General features: G+C 32.5%; 13 protein-coding genes and 1 riboswitch. Of the genes, 10 read left to right on the top strand and 3 right to left on the bottom strand.

Going from position 1 to position 14812, the window contains the following annotated elements; genetic code table 11:
- Positions 1-309 precede the first annotated feature (309 nt).
- From HMPREF2706_RS04795 to ribE (HMPREF2706_RS04775), 5 genes are all read left to right on the top strand, one after another.
- The gene (locus tag HMPREF2706_RS04795) at positions 310-1800 is read left to right on the top strand and encodes an FAD/NAD(P)-binding protein (protein ID WP_070597874.1); all 1491 of its coding nucleotides are present in this window, start codon (positions 310-312) and stop codon (positions 1798-1800) included.
- A gap of 139 nt (positions 1801-1939) precedes the next feature.
- Positions 1940-2076: riboswitch (FMN riboswitch) on the top strand.
- Positions 2077-2208: 132 nt separating this feature from the next.
- Positions 2209-3258 carry a bifunctional diaminohydroxyphosphoribosylaminopyrimidine deaminase/5-amino-6-(5-phosphoribosylamino)uracil reductase RibD gene (gene ribD, locus HMPREF2706_RS04790; RefSeq protein ID WP_070862224.1) on the top strand — a complete coding sequence of 350 codons (1050 nt, stop codon included), beginning with the start codon at positions 2209-2211 and terminating at the stop codon, positions 3256-3258.
- A gap of 6 nt (positions 3259-3264) precedes the next feature.
- Positions 3265-3897, top strand: a complete 633-nt coding sequence (gene ribE, locus HMPREF2706_RS04785) for a riboflavin synthase (RefSeq protein ID WP_049427367.1) — start codon at positions 3265-3267, stop codon at positions 3895-3897.
- An 11-nt stretch (positions 3898-3908) separates the two neighbouring features.
- Positions 3909-5090, top strand: a complete 1182-nt coding sequence (locus HMPREF2706_RS04780) for a bifunctional 3,4-dihydroxy-2-butanone-4-phosphate synthase/GTP cyclohydrolase II (protein ID WP_023350073.1) — start codon at positions 3909-3911, stop codon at positions 5088-5090.
- A 42-nt stretch (positions 5091-5132) separates the two neighbouring features.
- A complete protein-coding gene (ribE, locus tag HMPREF2706_RS04775) occupies positions 5133-5591 on the top strand; it encodes a 6,7-dimethyl-8-ribityllumazine synthase (RefSeq protein ID WP_070862223.1) in 459 nt (152 codons plus the stop codon).
- A 66-nt stretch (positions 5592-5657) separates the two neighbouring features.
- Here the strand turns inward: ribE (HMPREF2706_RS04775) and HMPREF2706_RS04770 are convergent, their stop codons facing one another.
- Entirely contained in the window at positions 5658-6659 is a 1002-nt protein-coding gene (locus HMPREF2706_RS04770; RefSeq protein ID WP_049427366.1) for a proline dehydrogenase family protein, read from the bottom strand.
- A gap of 246 nt (positions 6660-6905) precedes the next feature.
- Between HMPREF2706_RS04770 and HMPREF2706_RS04765 the strand changes: the two genes are divergently transcribed.
- Both HMPREF2706_RS04765 and HMPREF2706_RS04760 read left to right on the top strand, forming a co-directional pair.
- A complete protein-coding gene (locus tag HMPREF2706_RS04765) occupies positions 6906-7733 on the top strand; it encodes an alpha/beta fold hydrolase (protein ID WP_049427363.1) in 828 nt (275 codons plus the stop codon).
- A 413-nt stretch (positions 7734-8146) separates the two neighbouring features.
- On the top strand, positions 8147-8548 hold the full coding sequence (locus HMPREF2706_RS04760) for a transcriptional regulator, SarA/Rot family (RefSeq protein WP_002434669.1): 402 nt from the start codon (positions 8147-8149) through the stop codon (positions 8546-8548).
- Between the two features lie 77 nt (positions 8549-8625).
- Here HMPREF2706_RS04760 and HMPREF2706_RS04755 read toward each other — a convergent pair whose 3' ends face one another.
- Both HMPREF2706_RS04755 and HMPREF2706_RS04750 read right to left on the bottom strand, forming a co-directional pair.
- On the bottom strand, positions 8626-9189 hold the full coding sequence (locus HMPREF2706_RS04755; protein WP_049427361.1) for a tRNA 5-(aminomethyl)-2-thiouridylate-methyltransferase MnmM: 564 nt from the start codon (positions 9187-9189) through the stop codon (positions 8626-8628).
- Entirely contained in the window at positions 9186-10139 is a 954-nt protein-coding gene (locus HMPREF2706_RS04750; RefSeq protein WP_002434687.1) for a tRNA modification radical SAM protein MnmL/YtqA, read from the bottom strand. Before HMPREF2706_RS04750 ends, HMPREF2706_RS04755 begins: the two co-directional genes overlap by 4 nt.
- Positions 10140-10245: 106 nt before the next feature.
- On the opposite strand from HMPREF2706_RS04750, the gene HMPREF2706_RS04745 reads away from it, so the two are divergent.
- The 3 genes from HMPREF2706_RS04745 (at position 10246) to HMPREF2706_RS04735 (ending at position 14510) form a co-directional block, all read left to right on the top strand.
- Positions 10246-11469 (top strand): MDR family MFS transporter, encoded by a 1224-nt coding sequence (locus tag HMPREF2706_RS04745; RefSeq protein WP_002434677.1) that lies wholly within the window; start codon positions 10246-10248, stop codon positions 11467-11469.
- Positions 11470-11760: 291 nt separating this feature from the next.
- Complete coding sequence (leuS, locus tag HMPREF2706_RS04740; RefSeq protein WP_172969458.1) at positions 11761-14178, top strand: leucine--tRNA ligase; 2418 nt, start codon at positions 11761-11763, stop codon at positions 14176-14178.
- Between the two features lie 20 nt (positions 14179-14198).
- A complete protein-coding gene (locus HMPREF2706_RS04735) occupies positions 14199-14510 on the top strand; it encodes a rhodanese-like domain-containing protein (protein WP_002434691.1) in 312 nt (103 codons plus the stop codon).
- Positions 14511-14812: the final 302 nt, after the last annotated feature.

The raw sequence follows: 14812 nt of genomic DNA, 5'->3' as shown, positions 1-14812 counted from the left end.
AAAAAAGCATCGCTATTTTGAGAATTTTCTCGATAGCGATGCTTTTTTTGTGAGTAGTGCAAAAGTTTATAGAGGGTTTAATTTAAGTTATTTTGCTTTATTTTTACTGGATAACCATGTGAACAGAATGATAAATACAATTAATATTTTTGTTAGTAGTTTCATTATTTCACCTCGACAAAATGATTTTAGCATATCTATATAAGATTAAAAGTAATTAGTAAAGGATATGTTTATAAGGTATATATTTTTTAAGCTTTCACATTAATTGGTATAATAACTGAATACATAAATAGAAGGATGATGAATATGCGTGTGGCAATAATCGGTATGGGAACAGCTGGTGTCAGTGTTTTACGACAACTTGTTAAACATGAAGATTTTTCCAAACTTAAAGTGGATGTGTACGACGATGCAAAAAATATGGGGCAAGGTGTACCATTTCAAAATGACAGTAGTGAATTATTAATAAATATGCCCTCAAAAAAAATGAGTTTAAATCTAGATGATGATGAAGAATTTTGGAAATGGTATCAACAACAAACCGAATTTGATTTTCCGAATCCACAGTACTTACCAAGGTTTGTTTTTGGTCATTATATGAAGTCACATCTTTCTCGATACGACCAACAATACGAGAATCTAACAATTATTAATGAAAAAGTTCAGGAAATCTTTACTAACTCAAATGTAGATGATACGAAGTTAAAGTATTATGTATGTACATGTGAAGATGATAAAGAATGGCGAGAATATGATTATTTATTTTTAACGTTTGGTACGTTTAGTTATCACGATCCTTATCATTTGAAAGGTAAAAAAGGATACATCCAAACACCATATCCAACATATAATACATTAGATCATGTAGATGAATCAGATAGGATTGCAATTATAGGTACTGGGTTAGCGAGTTTAGATGCAGTGAGATATGTTGCTGCACATCATCCTAATTTGCCGATAACAATGACAAGTCGTTCAGCCTCTTTACCTAGTGTAAGAGGTAAGATGATAGATATCCAATTCACTCATTTAACTAAAGATCATTTTAATGGTATTAAGGAAAATAATTACGGTAATGTACCTCTAGATAAGGCAGTTGCTTTGTTTTTAAAAGAGTGTGAGGATTATGAAATTGATTTTCAAAAATTAGTGAATAGAAGAACTGGTCACCATATTAAAGATTTACAATTTGATTTAAATAATGAAACAGAAATGGGAGTATTTCAAAGTATCATTGAGCATTTGAAAGAGAATTTAGATTGGATTTGGAATAGTTTAAGTTTAAGAGATCAAGAATTATTTAATGAAAAATACTCAAAAATGATTCAATTAAATTCAAACCCTATGCCTCCTAGAACGGCAAAGTTACTTATACAGTTAATTGAAGAAGGATATCTTGAAATAAAGAAAGATTTAGAAGATATTCAACATGACAATAATCAATTTTATTTAAAATTTAATAATGAAGATCAAGAAACTGAATTATTTGATGTAGTGATTAATGCAACAGGATCTAAAACACACCTCGGACAATTAGATGAAGATGATCAATTGATGCTAAATCTTGAAAATCGTCAAATTGTACAAAGACATCCTATGGGTGGCATTCAAATTATTCCTGAAACCAATCAAGTCATTAGTCCAAGATATGGTACGTTGACGAACGTCATTGCCATTGGTCAAATGACAAATGGTGTTAACAAATTACGTAATGGTGTGAAGATGATTGTTGATCAAGTAGTGAATACAGTATCTCACTTATATTTGACGCAAAAAGAAATGGAAAAAAATAGGTAAATTATCGACTAACGGATAAAATTCCACTAATAAATAAAATTTGATTGATGCTATTAAATTGAGTTTTGAAATCAATTATAGTAAGATTTTATTTGTAGTTATTAACTACATCACTCAATTAACCAATAACAATTTCATATAATTCTTTCGGGGCAGGGTGTAATTCCCAACCGGCAGTAAATTAAGCCTGCGACCTGCTAATATTTAATAATATTGGTGGCTGATCTAGTGAGAATCTAGAGCCGACAGTGAAAGTCTGGATGGGAGAAAGAATATAATTACTCGACAAGCAAATTTGTAGGACTATGTCTTATAGTAAACAAATATGCTTATTTAAAGATATATTATCAATCTCCTTATGCCTAATTAAATTGGTGTAAGGTTTTTTTATTTTGTTGAGGTGATAAATTGAGTCGATTTATGAATTATGCCATTCAACTTGCTCAAATGGTTGATGGTCAAACTGGTATAAATCCGCCGGTTGGTTCTGTAGTGGTTAAAGATGGTAGAATTGTCGGTCTAAGCGCCCATTTGAAAAAGGGTGATAAACACGCAGAAGTACAAGCATTAGATATGGCGGGAGAAAATGCTAAAGATGCAACTATATACGTTTCTTTAGAACCTTGTACTCATCATGGTTCTACACCACCTTGCGTAAATAAAATTATTGAATTTGGTATTCGTAAGGTTATCTATGCGGTAAAAGATACTACCTTAGCTTCTAAGGGTGATGAAATACTTAAAGAAGCTGGTATTGAAGTTGAATTTCAATTTAATGAGAATGCCGCTGAACTTTATAAAGACTTCTTTACTGCTAAAAGAAATAGCATTCCAGAGTTAACTGTTAAAGTTTCATCAAGTTTAGATGGCAAACAAGCCACTGATTCTGATGAGAGTAAATGGATAACTAATAAAGAAGTTAAAGAAGATGTTTATAAGTTGCGTCACGAGCATGATGCTGTATTAACAGGTAGAAAAACGATAGACGCTGATGATCCATTGTATACGACTAGAGTTCAGGATGGTAAGCATCCAATTAGAGTTATTCTATCAAAGTCAGGACAAATTGATTTTGAGCAACAGCTATTTGCAGATACTGCTTCACCTATTTGGATTTATACTGAAAATGAAAATTTAAAAAATCAAAGTAATGATAAACATATAGAAATTATTTGTTTAGAAAAATGCGATAGTACAGCTATATTAAAAGATTTATATCAAAGAGGTATTGGAAAACTGCTAGTCGAGGCAGGTCCAAATGTTACTTCACAATTTCTCCAATCTCATCATTTAGATGAACTCATTCTTTATTTAGCCCCGAAATTAATAGGTGGTTCAGGTAAACATCAATTTTACAAAACTGATCAAGTCATTGATTTACCTGAAGCAACTCAATTTGAAATTGTTTATTCCAAGTTAATTAATCAAAATTTAAAATTGAAACTACGAAAGAAGTGAATGCCTATGTTTACAGGTATCGTTGAAGAAATTGGTATCGTTCAACAAGTGCGTTCTGAGAAATCAGTGAGAACTTTAGAAATTAAAGCGAATCGCATTCTTGAAGATATGCATATCGGTGATTCTATAAGTGTAAACGGCGCATGTTTAACGGTGATTGATTTTAATGATACAGCTTTCTCAGTCCAAGTGATTAAAGGTACTGAAAATAAGACCTACCTAGCCGATTTACAACGTCAGGCTGAAGTAAATCTTGAGAGAGCGATGAGTGGTAATGGCAGATTCGGTGGACATTTTGTTCTTGGACATGTTGATGAACTTGGAACGATTTCTAAAGTTAATGAATCAGCTAACTCAAAAATAATTTCAATCAAAACTTCAAAAAATGTTTTAAATCAAATGGTACAACAAGGTTCTATCACTGTTGATGGCGTAAGTTTAACAGTCTTTGATCTTCATGAAACCACATTTGATATTCATCTTATTCCAGAGACGCGTAAGTCTACCATTTTATCAGATAAAAAAGTGGGCGATGCAGTTCACTTAGAAACAGATGTACTTTTTAAATATGTGGAAAATATCATGAATCATCAAAAATCTGAACTAACAGAAGATAAATTGCGTGCATTTGGTTTTTAGGAGGAATTTATATGCAATTTGATACAGTTGAGTTAGCTATAGAAGCTTTGCGAAAAGGTGAAAGTATCATTGTAGTAGACGATGAAGACAGAGAAAATGAAGGTGACCTTATCGCAGTTACTGAATGGATGGCTGACGATACGATTAATTTTATGGCAAAAGAAGGACGTGGTCTCATATGTGCACCTTTAGATACTTCAATTGCTAAAAGGTTAGAGCTAAATGCTATGGAACCGCATAATACTGATGCTTATGGTACACATTTCACCGTGAGTGTAGATCATAAAAATACGACTACAGGTATTAGTGCCTATGAGAGAACAATGACAGCAAGAGCACTTATAGATCATCATGCTAATGCCGAAGACTTCAATCGCCCTGGTCATTTATTCCCATTAATTGCTAAAGATAATGGTGTACTAGAACGTAATGGTCACACAGAAGCGGCTGTAGACTTAGCAAAATTAACTGGAGCTAAACCAGCAGGTGTGATATGTGAAATTATGAATGATGATGGAACAATGGCTAGAGGTGAAGACTTACAAAGTTTCAAGGAACGCCATAACTTAAAAATGATTACGATTGAAAGTTTAATTGAATATCGTAAGCAATCTGAGTCACATGTGAAGTTAAATGCTAAAGTTAATATGCCGACAGATTATGGAAAATTTGATATGTACGGTTTTACAACTGACTTAAGTGATGAAGAAATTGTAGTGATTGCTAAAGGATCAATTCGTTCAAATGAAAATGTTCGTATACACTCTTCATGTCTAACTGGTGATATATTCCACAGTCAAAGATGTGATTGTGGTGCTCAACTTGAAGCATCAATGAAATACATCGATGAACACGGCGGTATGATTATATATCTACCACAAGAAGGACGAGGTATAGGATTGATGAATAAATTACGAGCTTATGAATTGATTGAAAAAGGTTATGATACCGTAACTGCAAACCTCGCTTTAGGATTTGATGAAGATTTAAGAGACTATAATATAGCTGCTCAAATTTTAAAATATTTTAACGTTGAAAAAGTTAACTTATTAAGTAATAATCCTAAAAAATTTGAAGGATTAAAAGAATATGGTATTAACATTGAAGATAGAATTGAATTAATTGTTCCTGAGACTGCATATAATCATAAATATATGGAGACGAAAAAGTCGAAAATGGGTCACTTAATTTAATTGTAAATTGAGTATGTAAACACATTAAGGAGGAAATAAAATATGAATTTTGAAGGTAAATTAGTAGGTAAAAATTTAAAAGTTGCAATTGTAGTAAGCAGATTTAATGATTTTATTACAGGTCGTTTATTAGATGGTGCGAAAGATACATTAATTCGTCATGAGGTCGAAGAAGAACAAATTGATGTTGCATATGTACCGGGTGCTTTTGAAATTCCATTAGTTGCTAAGAAATTAGCTCGAAAAGGTGACTATGACGCAGTAATTACACTTGGATGTGTTATTAGAGGGGCTACTTCTCATTATGATTACGTTTGTAATGAAGTTGCAAAAGGTGTTTCTAAGGCAAATGAAGTATCAGAGGTACCAGTTATTTTTGGTATTTTAACAACTGAAAGTATTGAACAAGCTGTTGAGAGAGCGGGTACAAAAGCAGGGAACAAAGGTTCTGAAGCAGCAGTAAGCGCAATTGAAATGGCTAACCTAATCAAACAAATATAGACAAAGCAAAGCGACACGGAGAAGTGATAATGGTGCGTAGTTTACTTCTCCGTGTCGTTTGGTTTGTTACCTCTTGAGTAGTTTGGTTGCTATGGCTAGGGTTGAGGCTAAGCCTGTGGCCACGCTGCCGTAGAGGGCTATCCTTTTTAAAACTTTAGGGTTTGAAAATTCTTTAAATGCAAGTGACAGGTTCTGAGGTCTTTCAGCTAATCTTCTCATGAAGTAAGCGAACCAATCATCTCCAAAAGGAACATAAACTGTAAAATGATAGCCTTCATTGGCAATGGATTGAGCAAGATCAGAACGAAAGCCGTATAACATTTGAAATTCCATTTGATCTTTTTCAATGTGATTTTTCTTCATAAATTGTTTAACATGACTAATGATTTGATCATCATGTGTCGCAATTGATGTATAATTACGTGCGTTTAAAAGTCTTTTCTCTATAATTTTAATATAATTGGAATCAATGTCTTCTTTGGTTTGATAGGCGATAGTTTCATCTTCTTTATAAGCACCTTTAACTAATCGCAATCGTAAGTCTGGGTATTTATCAATTAAATCTTCAGCTTCATATAAGTACGCTTGAACTACCGTACCGACATTTTTAAATTCTCCTTTGAGTTTATCAAGTACATGTTGTATCTGTTGTAAACTATGATATTTCTCAGTATCAATGTTAATGTGCATTTTGCCACACTCATCTGCTTTAAGAAGTATTTCACGCATATTCTCATAAGCAAGATCTAAATCAAATTCACTGCCTAATTGACTGATTTTAACTGACATGTGTGCCTCAACATTAAAATATTGAATTGCTTCAATAATTTCTAAAATTTGTTGTTTTGCATGTAAACTTTCTTCTTTAGTTTCAACAAATTCGCCTAAACAGTCAACAGTGACCGCAATTCTATATTCATTAAGATATTGAATTGTTTCAATTAGTTGAGGAATAGTATTTCCAGCTACTACTTTATTAGCACCCATTCTAGGGCCAACCTTTTTAGCAGTTTCATTTAAATAAGTATTATTAGATAATGCGATAAAAAAATCTCGGAAAAGTGACATATGTAATACCTCCAATACATTGATACATTAATGTTTAAAAATAGTGTATCACGAAACTAATGTTTGAGAAAGCGTTTACATAACGCATTAAACCACTAATAGAGTAGTTTTATACTTTATGTTTAAGGTGGTAATATCTACAATTACATTAATTTTAAGTGAAAGTTATGCTAAAAATGGTAATAAATATGTTTGTTTTGATATAATTGTACTATTAAAGAATAAATAAAAAGGGGCAGTCTTAGAATGTGGAAGTGGGAAACAGAAAATGACGCAAAAGGCGTCGTAGTCATTGCTCATAATATTTTAGAACATACTGGACGATATGCATACGTTATTACCATGTTACGAAGAAATGGTTATCATGTTATTATGGGAGACTTGCCTGGACAGGGACAAACCTCACGAGCAAATAAAGGTCAAATCGATGACTTTAATACATATCATGAAAATTTATTAGAATGGATCAAAATAGCCAATGAATATAAAATTCCTACCTTTGTTTTAGGTGTTGGTTTAGGTGGTTTAATTGTCGTAAATCTCTTAGAAAAGGCTGAATTACCTATTGAAGGTGTAATGCTATTGTCTCCTATGCTAGAACTTAGAAGAACTGGTAAAGGTCGAAAGAATAAAATTATCTCTAATTTAGGTAAGATGTCCAAGGATACTAGGTTCAAAGTGGGCATCTCTTCACAAGATTTAACTCGAAATGATGAAATTATTGACGAAACAGATAATGATGGTCTCATGTTGAAGAAAGTAACGTATCGTTGGTATAACTTAATCGTTGAAAAAATGAAAGAGACAATGGATCATATTAAAGATATTAAACCATTACCAGCGCTTATCATGTATGGAACTGAAGATAAAATTTTAGAAACTGATGCTATCATAGAACTTAAAGATAAATTAGCTAGTAATGAATTGTACTTTAAGGCTTGGAATGGTTTATATCATGAAATTCATAATGAACCCGAGAGAGATCAAGTTATGAGATATGTTCTTACTTTTTTAAATAATAGTGTTAACACTATGGGGTTTGTGGTTAAAGAGGAAGAAATAGAAGATATTTAGGTTAAGAAAGAGCTTGCGTAATGTAAGCTCTTTTTTTTAGAATGTTTAATTCAAAATATCATTTTATTGTAACTAAAAACAATTTACAATTTTAATAGAGATATTTAACAAAAACATTGCATTTTAATTAGGAACTTGATATATTTTGTTTGTATAAATAATATAATTTTAATATGTATTGAGACTAGAAGTTGAACTAAAATTATATTATTATTTGGGATGTTTTATTATATGTACTAATGCTTCTAGTCTAGTTCTAATCAAAGGCACTAAATTTGATTTTAAATTAACACATTCAATTAAATAATAGAGAAAATTAGATATTTTTTTAATTTAACCGGTTTTAATTATTAAGGGAGAACCGGTTAACTTAGAAAAATATTAACAGTTATTTTATTTGGGAGATGTTAATTTTGACTAAAAGTGAAAAAGAGAGAGTACATGGAATTTTGCAATTAGAGGCATTACTTTCTGACATTAACTCGATTTTTGATACAATCAAAAAAGAGTATAAAATGTCTAAAGAAGAAGTTTTAATTTTACTTACACTTTGGGAAGAAGGTTCAATGACTCTTAAACAAATGGATAAATTCGTTCACATTAAGCCATATAAACGTACAAGAACGTACAACAATTTGGTTAATCTTGAATGGATTTATAAAGAAAGACCTCAAGATGATGAACGAACTGTAATTATTCATTATAATGAAAAACTCAATTCCCAAAAAGAAGATTTACTTAACTTTATTGGACAATCAATTAGAAGTAAATCAGAGCCAATGCAAAATAGTTTAAAATCAATTTTAGCTGTTTAACTAGTCTTATATTTTATTATTAAAAGAGATCTTATTCTACGCTTAAATCAAAGGTGAGAATAAGATCTTTTATATATTTATATTCTTTTTTCAATTGCACATATGAAAGGTGCATTATTTTTTTGATTAATAAATTGATACTGTAAAACATGCGCTTTCTGTTGATCAAGTTCTTTAAGATATTTTAAAAGTGCGTCTCGCTCCAATTTACCCTCATCATGTCCATGATAAATAACTAGAATAATAATACCTTCGACACGCATCATATCAAATATTTCCTCAATAGCTTTAATAGTTGAATCCGGTTTAGTAACTATTGATTTATCTCCTTTGGGTAAATAACCTAAATTGAATATAGCGCAATCAATGAGATTTAGATGTTTTTCTAAGACGTGTTGTTTTACATTTTCATGACTGTCCTGAATTAAAGAAACATTGTTAAAATCACTTACTTTGAGTTGAGTATTATCTATCGCTTCTTTCTGAATATCAAATCCATAAACAAACCCATTAGTGACTTTTTCAGCAAGATATAGCGTATCATTACCGTTTCCACAAGTAGCATCAATGACGATACTACTCTCACAAACATGACTATCAATCAATGACTTTGAGAAGGGGAGAATACGCTCGATTTTCATGATTTAACCTTCTGCTCAAATTTTTTCCCTTGATAAGAGCCTCTACGTTCTAATTCATTATCAATTTCATTTAGGACTTCCCATTTATTTACACTCCACATTGGTCCAACCATTAAATCGATAGGGCCATCACCTGTAATACGATGAACAATCATTTCAGGAGGAATGACCTCAAGTTGATCACATACTAAATTTGTATAGTCTTCTTGACTCATGAATTCTAACATGCCTTTTTCATATTGTTTTACCATTGGTGTTCCTTTTAATAAATGAAGTAAGTGAATTTTAATGCCTTGAACATCCATTTGCGCAACTTCTTTAGCAGTCTCCATCATCATATCGTAATCTTCGCCTGGTAAACCATTGATGATGTGAGTACATACATTAATGTTATGTTTACGTAATTTCGCTACGCCTTCATAATACGTTTGCATGTCATGTGCACGGTTAATTAAATCAGAAGTAGTTTGATGAACAGTTTGTAAGCCCAACTCAACCCAAAGATAAGTTCGTTCATTGAGTTCAGCTAAGTATTCTACTACGTCATCAGGTAAACAGTCAGGACGTGTGGCTATGGATAAACCGACAACACCTTCTTCTTTAAGTACTGGTTCATATTTTTCTTTCAGCACTTCTACAGGCGCATGTGTGTTAGTGAAGGCTTGGAAGTAAGCAATGTATTGTCCTTCGCTCCATTTTTCATGCATTCTTTCTTTAATCTGTTGGAATTGTACTTCAATGGGATCAGCTCTGTTACCAGCAAAGTCACCACTTCCTGCAGCTGAGCAAAAAGTACAACCTCCATGTGCGACAGTACCATCTCTATTAGGGCAGTCAAATCCACCGTCTAAAGCAACTTTAAATATTTTTCGTCCAAATTTATTTTTTAAATGATAATTCCATGTGTGATATCGTTTATTTTCAAAAGCATACGGGAAAAAATTACCCATAATACATTTTCCTTTCTATTTTAGTTCTAAGTACAGATTTTAACATATTTTAGTGTTGTAGTGTCTATTGTAGATTGAGAAAAACATAAAGAGAGGGACTCAAGATATGAATATACCTAAATCAGTTTGGTGGCTAGTTATTGGCATGGCCTTAAATATCACTGGCGCCAGTTTTTTGTGGCCTTTAAACACTATTTATATGAAGGAAGAACTTCATAAAAGTCTTACAATTGCTGGTATTGTCTTAATGATTAATTCATTTGGCATGGTTGTTGGTAACTTACTAGGGGGCACCTTATTTGATAAACTTGGTGGTTATAAAACCATACTTATAGGTACTATTACATGTTTGTGCAGTACTACGCTGTTAAATCTATTTCATGGTTGGCCATGGTATGCAATTTGGCTCGTGTTATTAGGTTTTGGTGGCGGTATGATTGTCCCAGCAATTTATGCTATGGCCGGAGCAGTATGGCCAAATGGGGGACGACAAACATTTAATGCCATTTATTTAGCGCAAAATATAGGTGTTGCATTGGGCGCAGCACTTGGAGGATTTGTTGCTGAATTTAGCTTTAATTTTATTTTTCTAGCTAATTTAGTTATGTATGTTTTATTTGCTCTTGTTGCAATTACACAATTTAATTTGGAAATTCATGCTAAAGTTAAGCATCAAGATGCAGTTGATTTAAAAAGTAAAGAAAATAGAAAACGTTTTACAGCAATGATGTTGGTATGTGCGATGTTTGCTATTTGTTGGATTGCCTATATTCAGTGGGAAACAACAATTGCATCCTTTACTCAATCAATCAATATCTCTATGTCTCAATATAGTGTTCTTTGGACAATAAACGGTATTATGATTTTAGTAGCACAACCACTTATTCGACCAATTATTGTAATTTTAAGAGGGAACTTAAAACATCAAATGTTCGTTGGTATTTTAATCTTTATGAGTTCTTTCCTTGTTACAAGTTTTGCGCATCACTTTGCTATTTTCGTTGTAGGTATGGTTATTCTTACATTTGGTGAAATGTTTGTATGGCCTGCAGTTCCTACTATTGCCAATAAACTTGCACCTGAAGGTAAACAGGGTCAATACCAAGGCTTTGTAAACTCTGCTTCTACAGTTGGTAAAGCCTTTGGACCGTTTATTGGTGGTGTACTCGTAGATGCAATGAATATGAGTATGATGTTTGTAGGAATGATAGTATTACTTTGCTTCGGACTCATTTTCCTAAGCATCTTTGATAGAGGTTTGCCTAAAGATAAAAATGAAACCCCTATACCTAGAAGACGTAAGAGAAGAAAATCAAAAGCTTCTAAATAAATATAATATGGAAGAAATAGCTTTAACTACTTGCAATAATACGTTTGATAACATAAGATTAAAAATGAATAGAAAGAAGCATTTAGAGGCTTTTCTACAGAGAACTAGTAGTGGTGAGAACTAGTGTTAAGGACTAAATCGTTTCCAATAATTAAATGAATTTAATGAGACATCTCTAACTATTTTAATGAAGTGCGCTTGATAAGCGAATAAGGGTGGTAACGCGGCAACACTGTCGTCCCTTTATACACACAATAGTAGAGGTGTCTTTTTTATGAAATAGGAGGAAATGTGTTGAATTACAATCACAAGGAAATTGAAAAAAAATGGCAAGATTATTGGGCAGAAAATAAAACATTTAAAACAAGTGACAATTTAGGTCAAAAGAAATTTTATGCGTTAGACATGTTTCCTTATCCATCTGGTGCAGGATTACACGTAGGACATCCTGAGGGATACACAGCTACTGATATTGTTTCAAGATATAAGCGTATGCAAGGATATAATGTGCTACATCCTATGGGATGGGATGCCTTTGGTTTACCTGCTGAACAATATGCGTTAGATACTGGAAACGACCCTCGTGAATTTACTAAGAAAAACGTACAAACATTTAAACGTCAAATTCAAGAATTAGGTTTTAGTTATGATTGGGATCGAGAAGTAAATACCACTGATCCAGAATATTACAAATGGACACAATGGATTTTCATTCAACTTTATAATAAAGGTTTAGCATATGTTGATGAGGTTGCGGTGAATTGGTGCCCAGCTTTAGGCACAGTTTTATCAAACGAAGAAGTCGTTGATGGCGTTTCAGAGCGTGGTGGACACCCAGTTTATCGTAAACCAATGAAACAATGGGTACTAAAAATTACTGAATATGCAGATCGTTTATTAGAAGATTTAGATGACTTAGATTGGCCTGAATCAATTAAAGATATGCAACGTAATTGGATAGGTCGTTCTGAAGGTGCGAAAGTATCCTTTAATGTTGAGGACACTGATAATAAAATTGATGTCTTCACAACACGTCCTGATACAATTTTTGGTACGTCATTCTTAGTATTAAGTCCTGAACATTCACTTGTTAATAGCATTACTTCTGAAGACAAACAAGAAGAAGTCAAAGCTTACCAAGAAGAAGCTTCTAAGAAATCAGATTTAGAACGTACTGATTTAGCTAAAGGAAAAACAGGCGTTTTCACAGGTGCATATGCAATTAATCCTCTTTCTGGTGAGAAATTACCAATTTGGATTGCTGATTATGTACTATCAACATATGGAACTGGTGCAGTTATGGCGGTTCCTGGACATGATGAACGTGATCATGAATTTGCAAAGAAATTTGATTTACCAATCATTGAAGTCATCAAAGGCGGAGATGTTCAACTAGAAGCATACACTGGTGAAGGTGAGCACGTTAATTCAGGTGAACTCAATGGTCTTGAAAATGAAGCTGCCATTAGTAAAGCAATTGAGTTATTAGAAGATAAAGGCGCTGGTGAGAAAAAAGTTAACTACAAACTGCGCGATTGGTTATTTAGCAGACAGCGTTACTGGGGTGAACCAATTCCAATTATTCATTGGGAAGACGGTTCAATGACAACTGTGCCTGAAGAAGAATTACCTTTATTACTACCAGAAACTAGTGAAATTAAACCTTCTGGCACTGGAGAATCTCCTTTAGCTAATATTGATGAATTTGTAAATGTGATTGATGAAAAGACAGGCATGAAAGGACGTCGTGAAACGAATACAATGCCTCAGTGGGCAGGTAGTTGTTGGTATTACTTACGTTATATTGATCCAGATAATGAAAATATGATTGCTGACCCTAAAAAATTAAAGCACTGGTTACCAGTTGATTTATATATTGGTGGGGTAGAACACGCAGTACTTCATCTATTATATGCAAGATTCTGGCATAAAGTTCTTTATGATTTAGGTGTAGTTCCTACAAAAGAACCATTCCAAAAATTATATAACCAAGGAATGATTCTAGGTGAAGGCAATGAAAAAATGAGTAAATCTAAAGGAAACGTTATTAACCCTGACGATATCGTATCTTCACATGGCGCGGATACACTACGTCTATATGAAATGTTTATGGGACCACTTGATGCAGCAATTGCTTGGAGTGAAAACGGCTTAGATGGTTCAAGAAGATTCCTTGATCGTGTATGGAGACTTATCGTTACTGAAGATGGCTCATTAAATAACAAGATTGTAGAGTCTAACGATAAATCATTAGACAAAGTTTACAATCAAACAGTTAAAAAAGTAACTGAAGATTTCGATGCGCTTAGCTTTAATACTGCAATCAGTCAATTAATGGTATTTATTAACGATTGTTATAAAGCTAATGAAATTTATAAACCTTATATTGAAGGTTTTGTAAAAATGTTAGCGCCAATTGCTCCTCATATTGGTGAAGAGTTATGGAGTAAACTAGGTCATAATGAAACTATAACTTATCAACCATGGCCTACATTTGATGAAAGTCTACTTGTTGACGATGAAGTTGAAATTGTAGTTCAGGTTAATGGCAAAGTCCGTGCTAAATTAAATATTCCAAAAGATTTATTAAAAGAGGAAATGCAAGATTTAGCTTTGGCTAATGATAATGTTAAAATGAGTATCGAAGGTAAAGAGATTAAAAAAATTATCGCAGTACCTCAAAAATTAGTTAACATTGTTGCTAAATAAATATTAAGGAGAGATTATTAATGGAATCAATTACAGTAGATGAACTAAAGAAAAAAGTGTTGGATTCTAATCCAGTTAATATCGTAGATGTTAGAAATGATGAAGAAACAGCTATGGGTGTTATTCCTGGAGCTAAAACGATTCCAATGGATCAAATTCCTGATAACTTAAATGAGTTTAATAAAGACGAAACATATTATATTATCTGTGCTGCTGGAGCTAGAAGTGCTAAAGTCGTTGAATATCTTGAAGATAAAGGTATTCATGCTGTTAATGTTGAAGGTGGCATGAATGAATGGGGAGATGAAGGTACTGTTATCGACAGTATTTAAACTCATCTTAAGTAAATGTTTTTATCACACTAGTCCGACAAGGGCTAGTGTTTTTTTTGTACAAAAAAAGATTTTTGCAATATGTTATGTGTTAGGAAACAAAATATTATTAATAAATTTCAATTGAGTTAAAATAATTTTATACAATAGTAGATTTTAAATATTATAGATGATAAAATTAAACAGACTAAAAAGATTGTGTTCAATAAACAAGCAGTCAGATTTTTAAAAAGTTCTAAACATCATGAAAATAATTATTCACATTAAACTAACATCAAAGAATCAACATCTAGGAGGAACAA

The organism is Staphylococcus sp. HMSC067F07 (assembly GCF_001837405.1).
Lineage (GTDB): Bacteria > Bacillota > Bacilli > Staphylococcales > Staphylococcaceae > Staphylococcus > Staphylococcus capitis.
Note: the sequence above shows the minus strand (reverse complement) of the source record. Positions and strands in the feature narration are given on the sequence as shown.

What these genes read in the sequence shown, in the direction of transcription:
- HMPREF2706_RS04755 (WP_049427361.1), bottom strand. Translation starts at nt 9,189, where the DNA reads ATGAAAATCGAGCGTATTCTCCCCTTCTCAAAGTCATTGATTGATAGT.
- ribE (WP_049427367.1), top strand. Translation starts at nt 3,265, where the DNA reads ATGTTTACAGGTATCGTTGAAGAAATTGGTATCGTTCAACAAGTGCGT.
- HMPREF2706_RS04745 (WP_002434677.1), top strand. Translation starts at nt 10,246, where the DNA reads ATGAATATACCTAAATCAGTTTGGTGGCTAGTTATTGGCATGGCCTTA.
- HMPREF2706_RS04765 (WP_049427363.1), top strand. Translation starts at nt 6,906, where the DNA reads ATGTGGAAGTGGGAAACAGAAAATGACGCAAAAGGCGTCGTAGTCATT.
- ribE (WP_070862223.1), top strand. Translation starts at nt 5,133, where the DNA reads ATGAATTTTGAAGGTAAATTAGTAGGTAAAAATTTAAAAGTTGCAATT.
- HMPREF2706_RS04795 (WP_070597874.1), top strand. Translation starts at nt 310, where the DNA reads ATGCGTGTGGCAATAATCGGTATGGGAACAGCTGGTGTCAGTGTTTTA.
- HMPREF2706_RS04750 (WP_002434687.1), bottom strand. Translation starts at nt 10,139, where the DNA reads ATGGGTAATTTTTTCCCGTATGCTTTTGAAAATAAACGATATCACACA.
- HMPREF2706_RS04780 (WP_023350073.1), top strand. Translation starts at nt 3,909, where the DNA reads ATGCAATTTGATACAGTTGAGTTAGCTATAGAAGCTTTGCGAAAAGGT.
- HMPREF2706_RS04770 (WP_049427366.1), bottom strand. Translation starts at nt 6,659, where the DNA reads ATGTCACTTTTCCGAGATTTTTTTATCGCATTATCTAATAATACTTAT.
- HMPREF2706_RS04735 (WP_002434691.1), top strand. Translation starts at nt 14,199, where the DNA reads ATGGAATCAATTACAGTAGATGAACTAAAGAAAAAAGTGTTGGATTCT.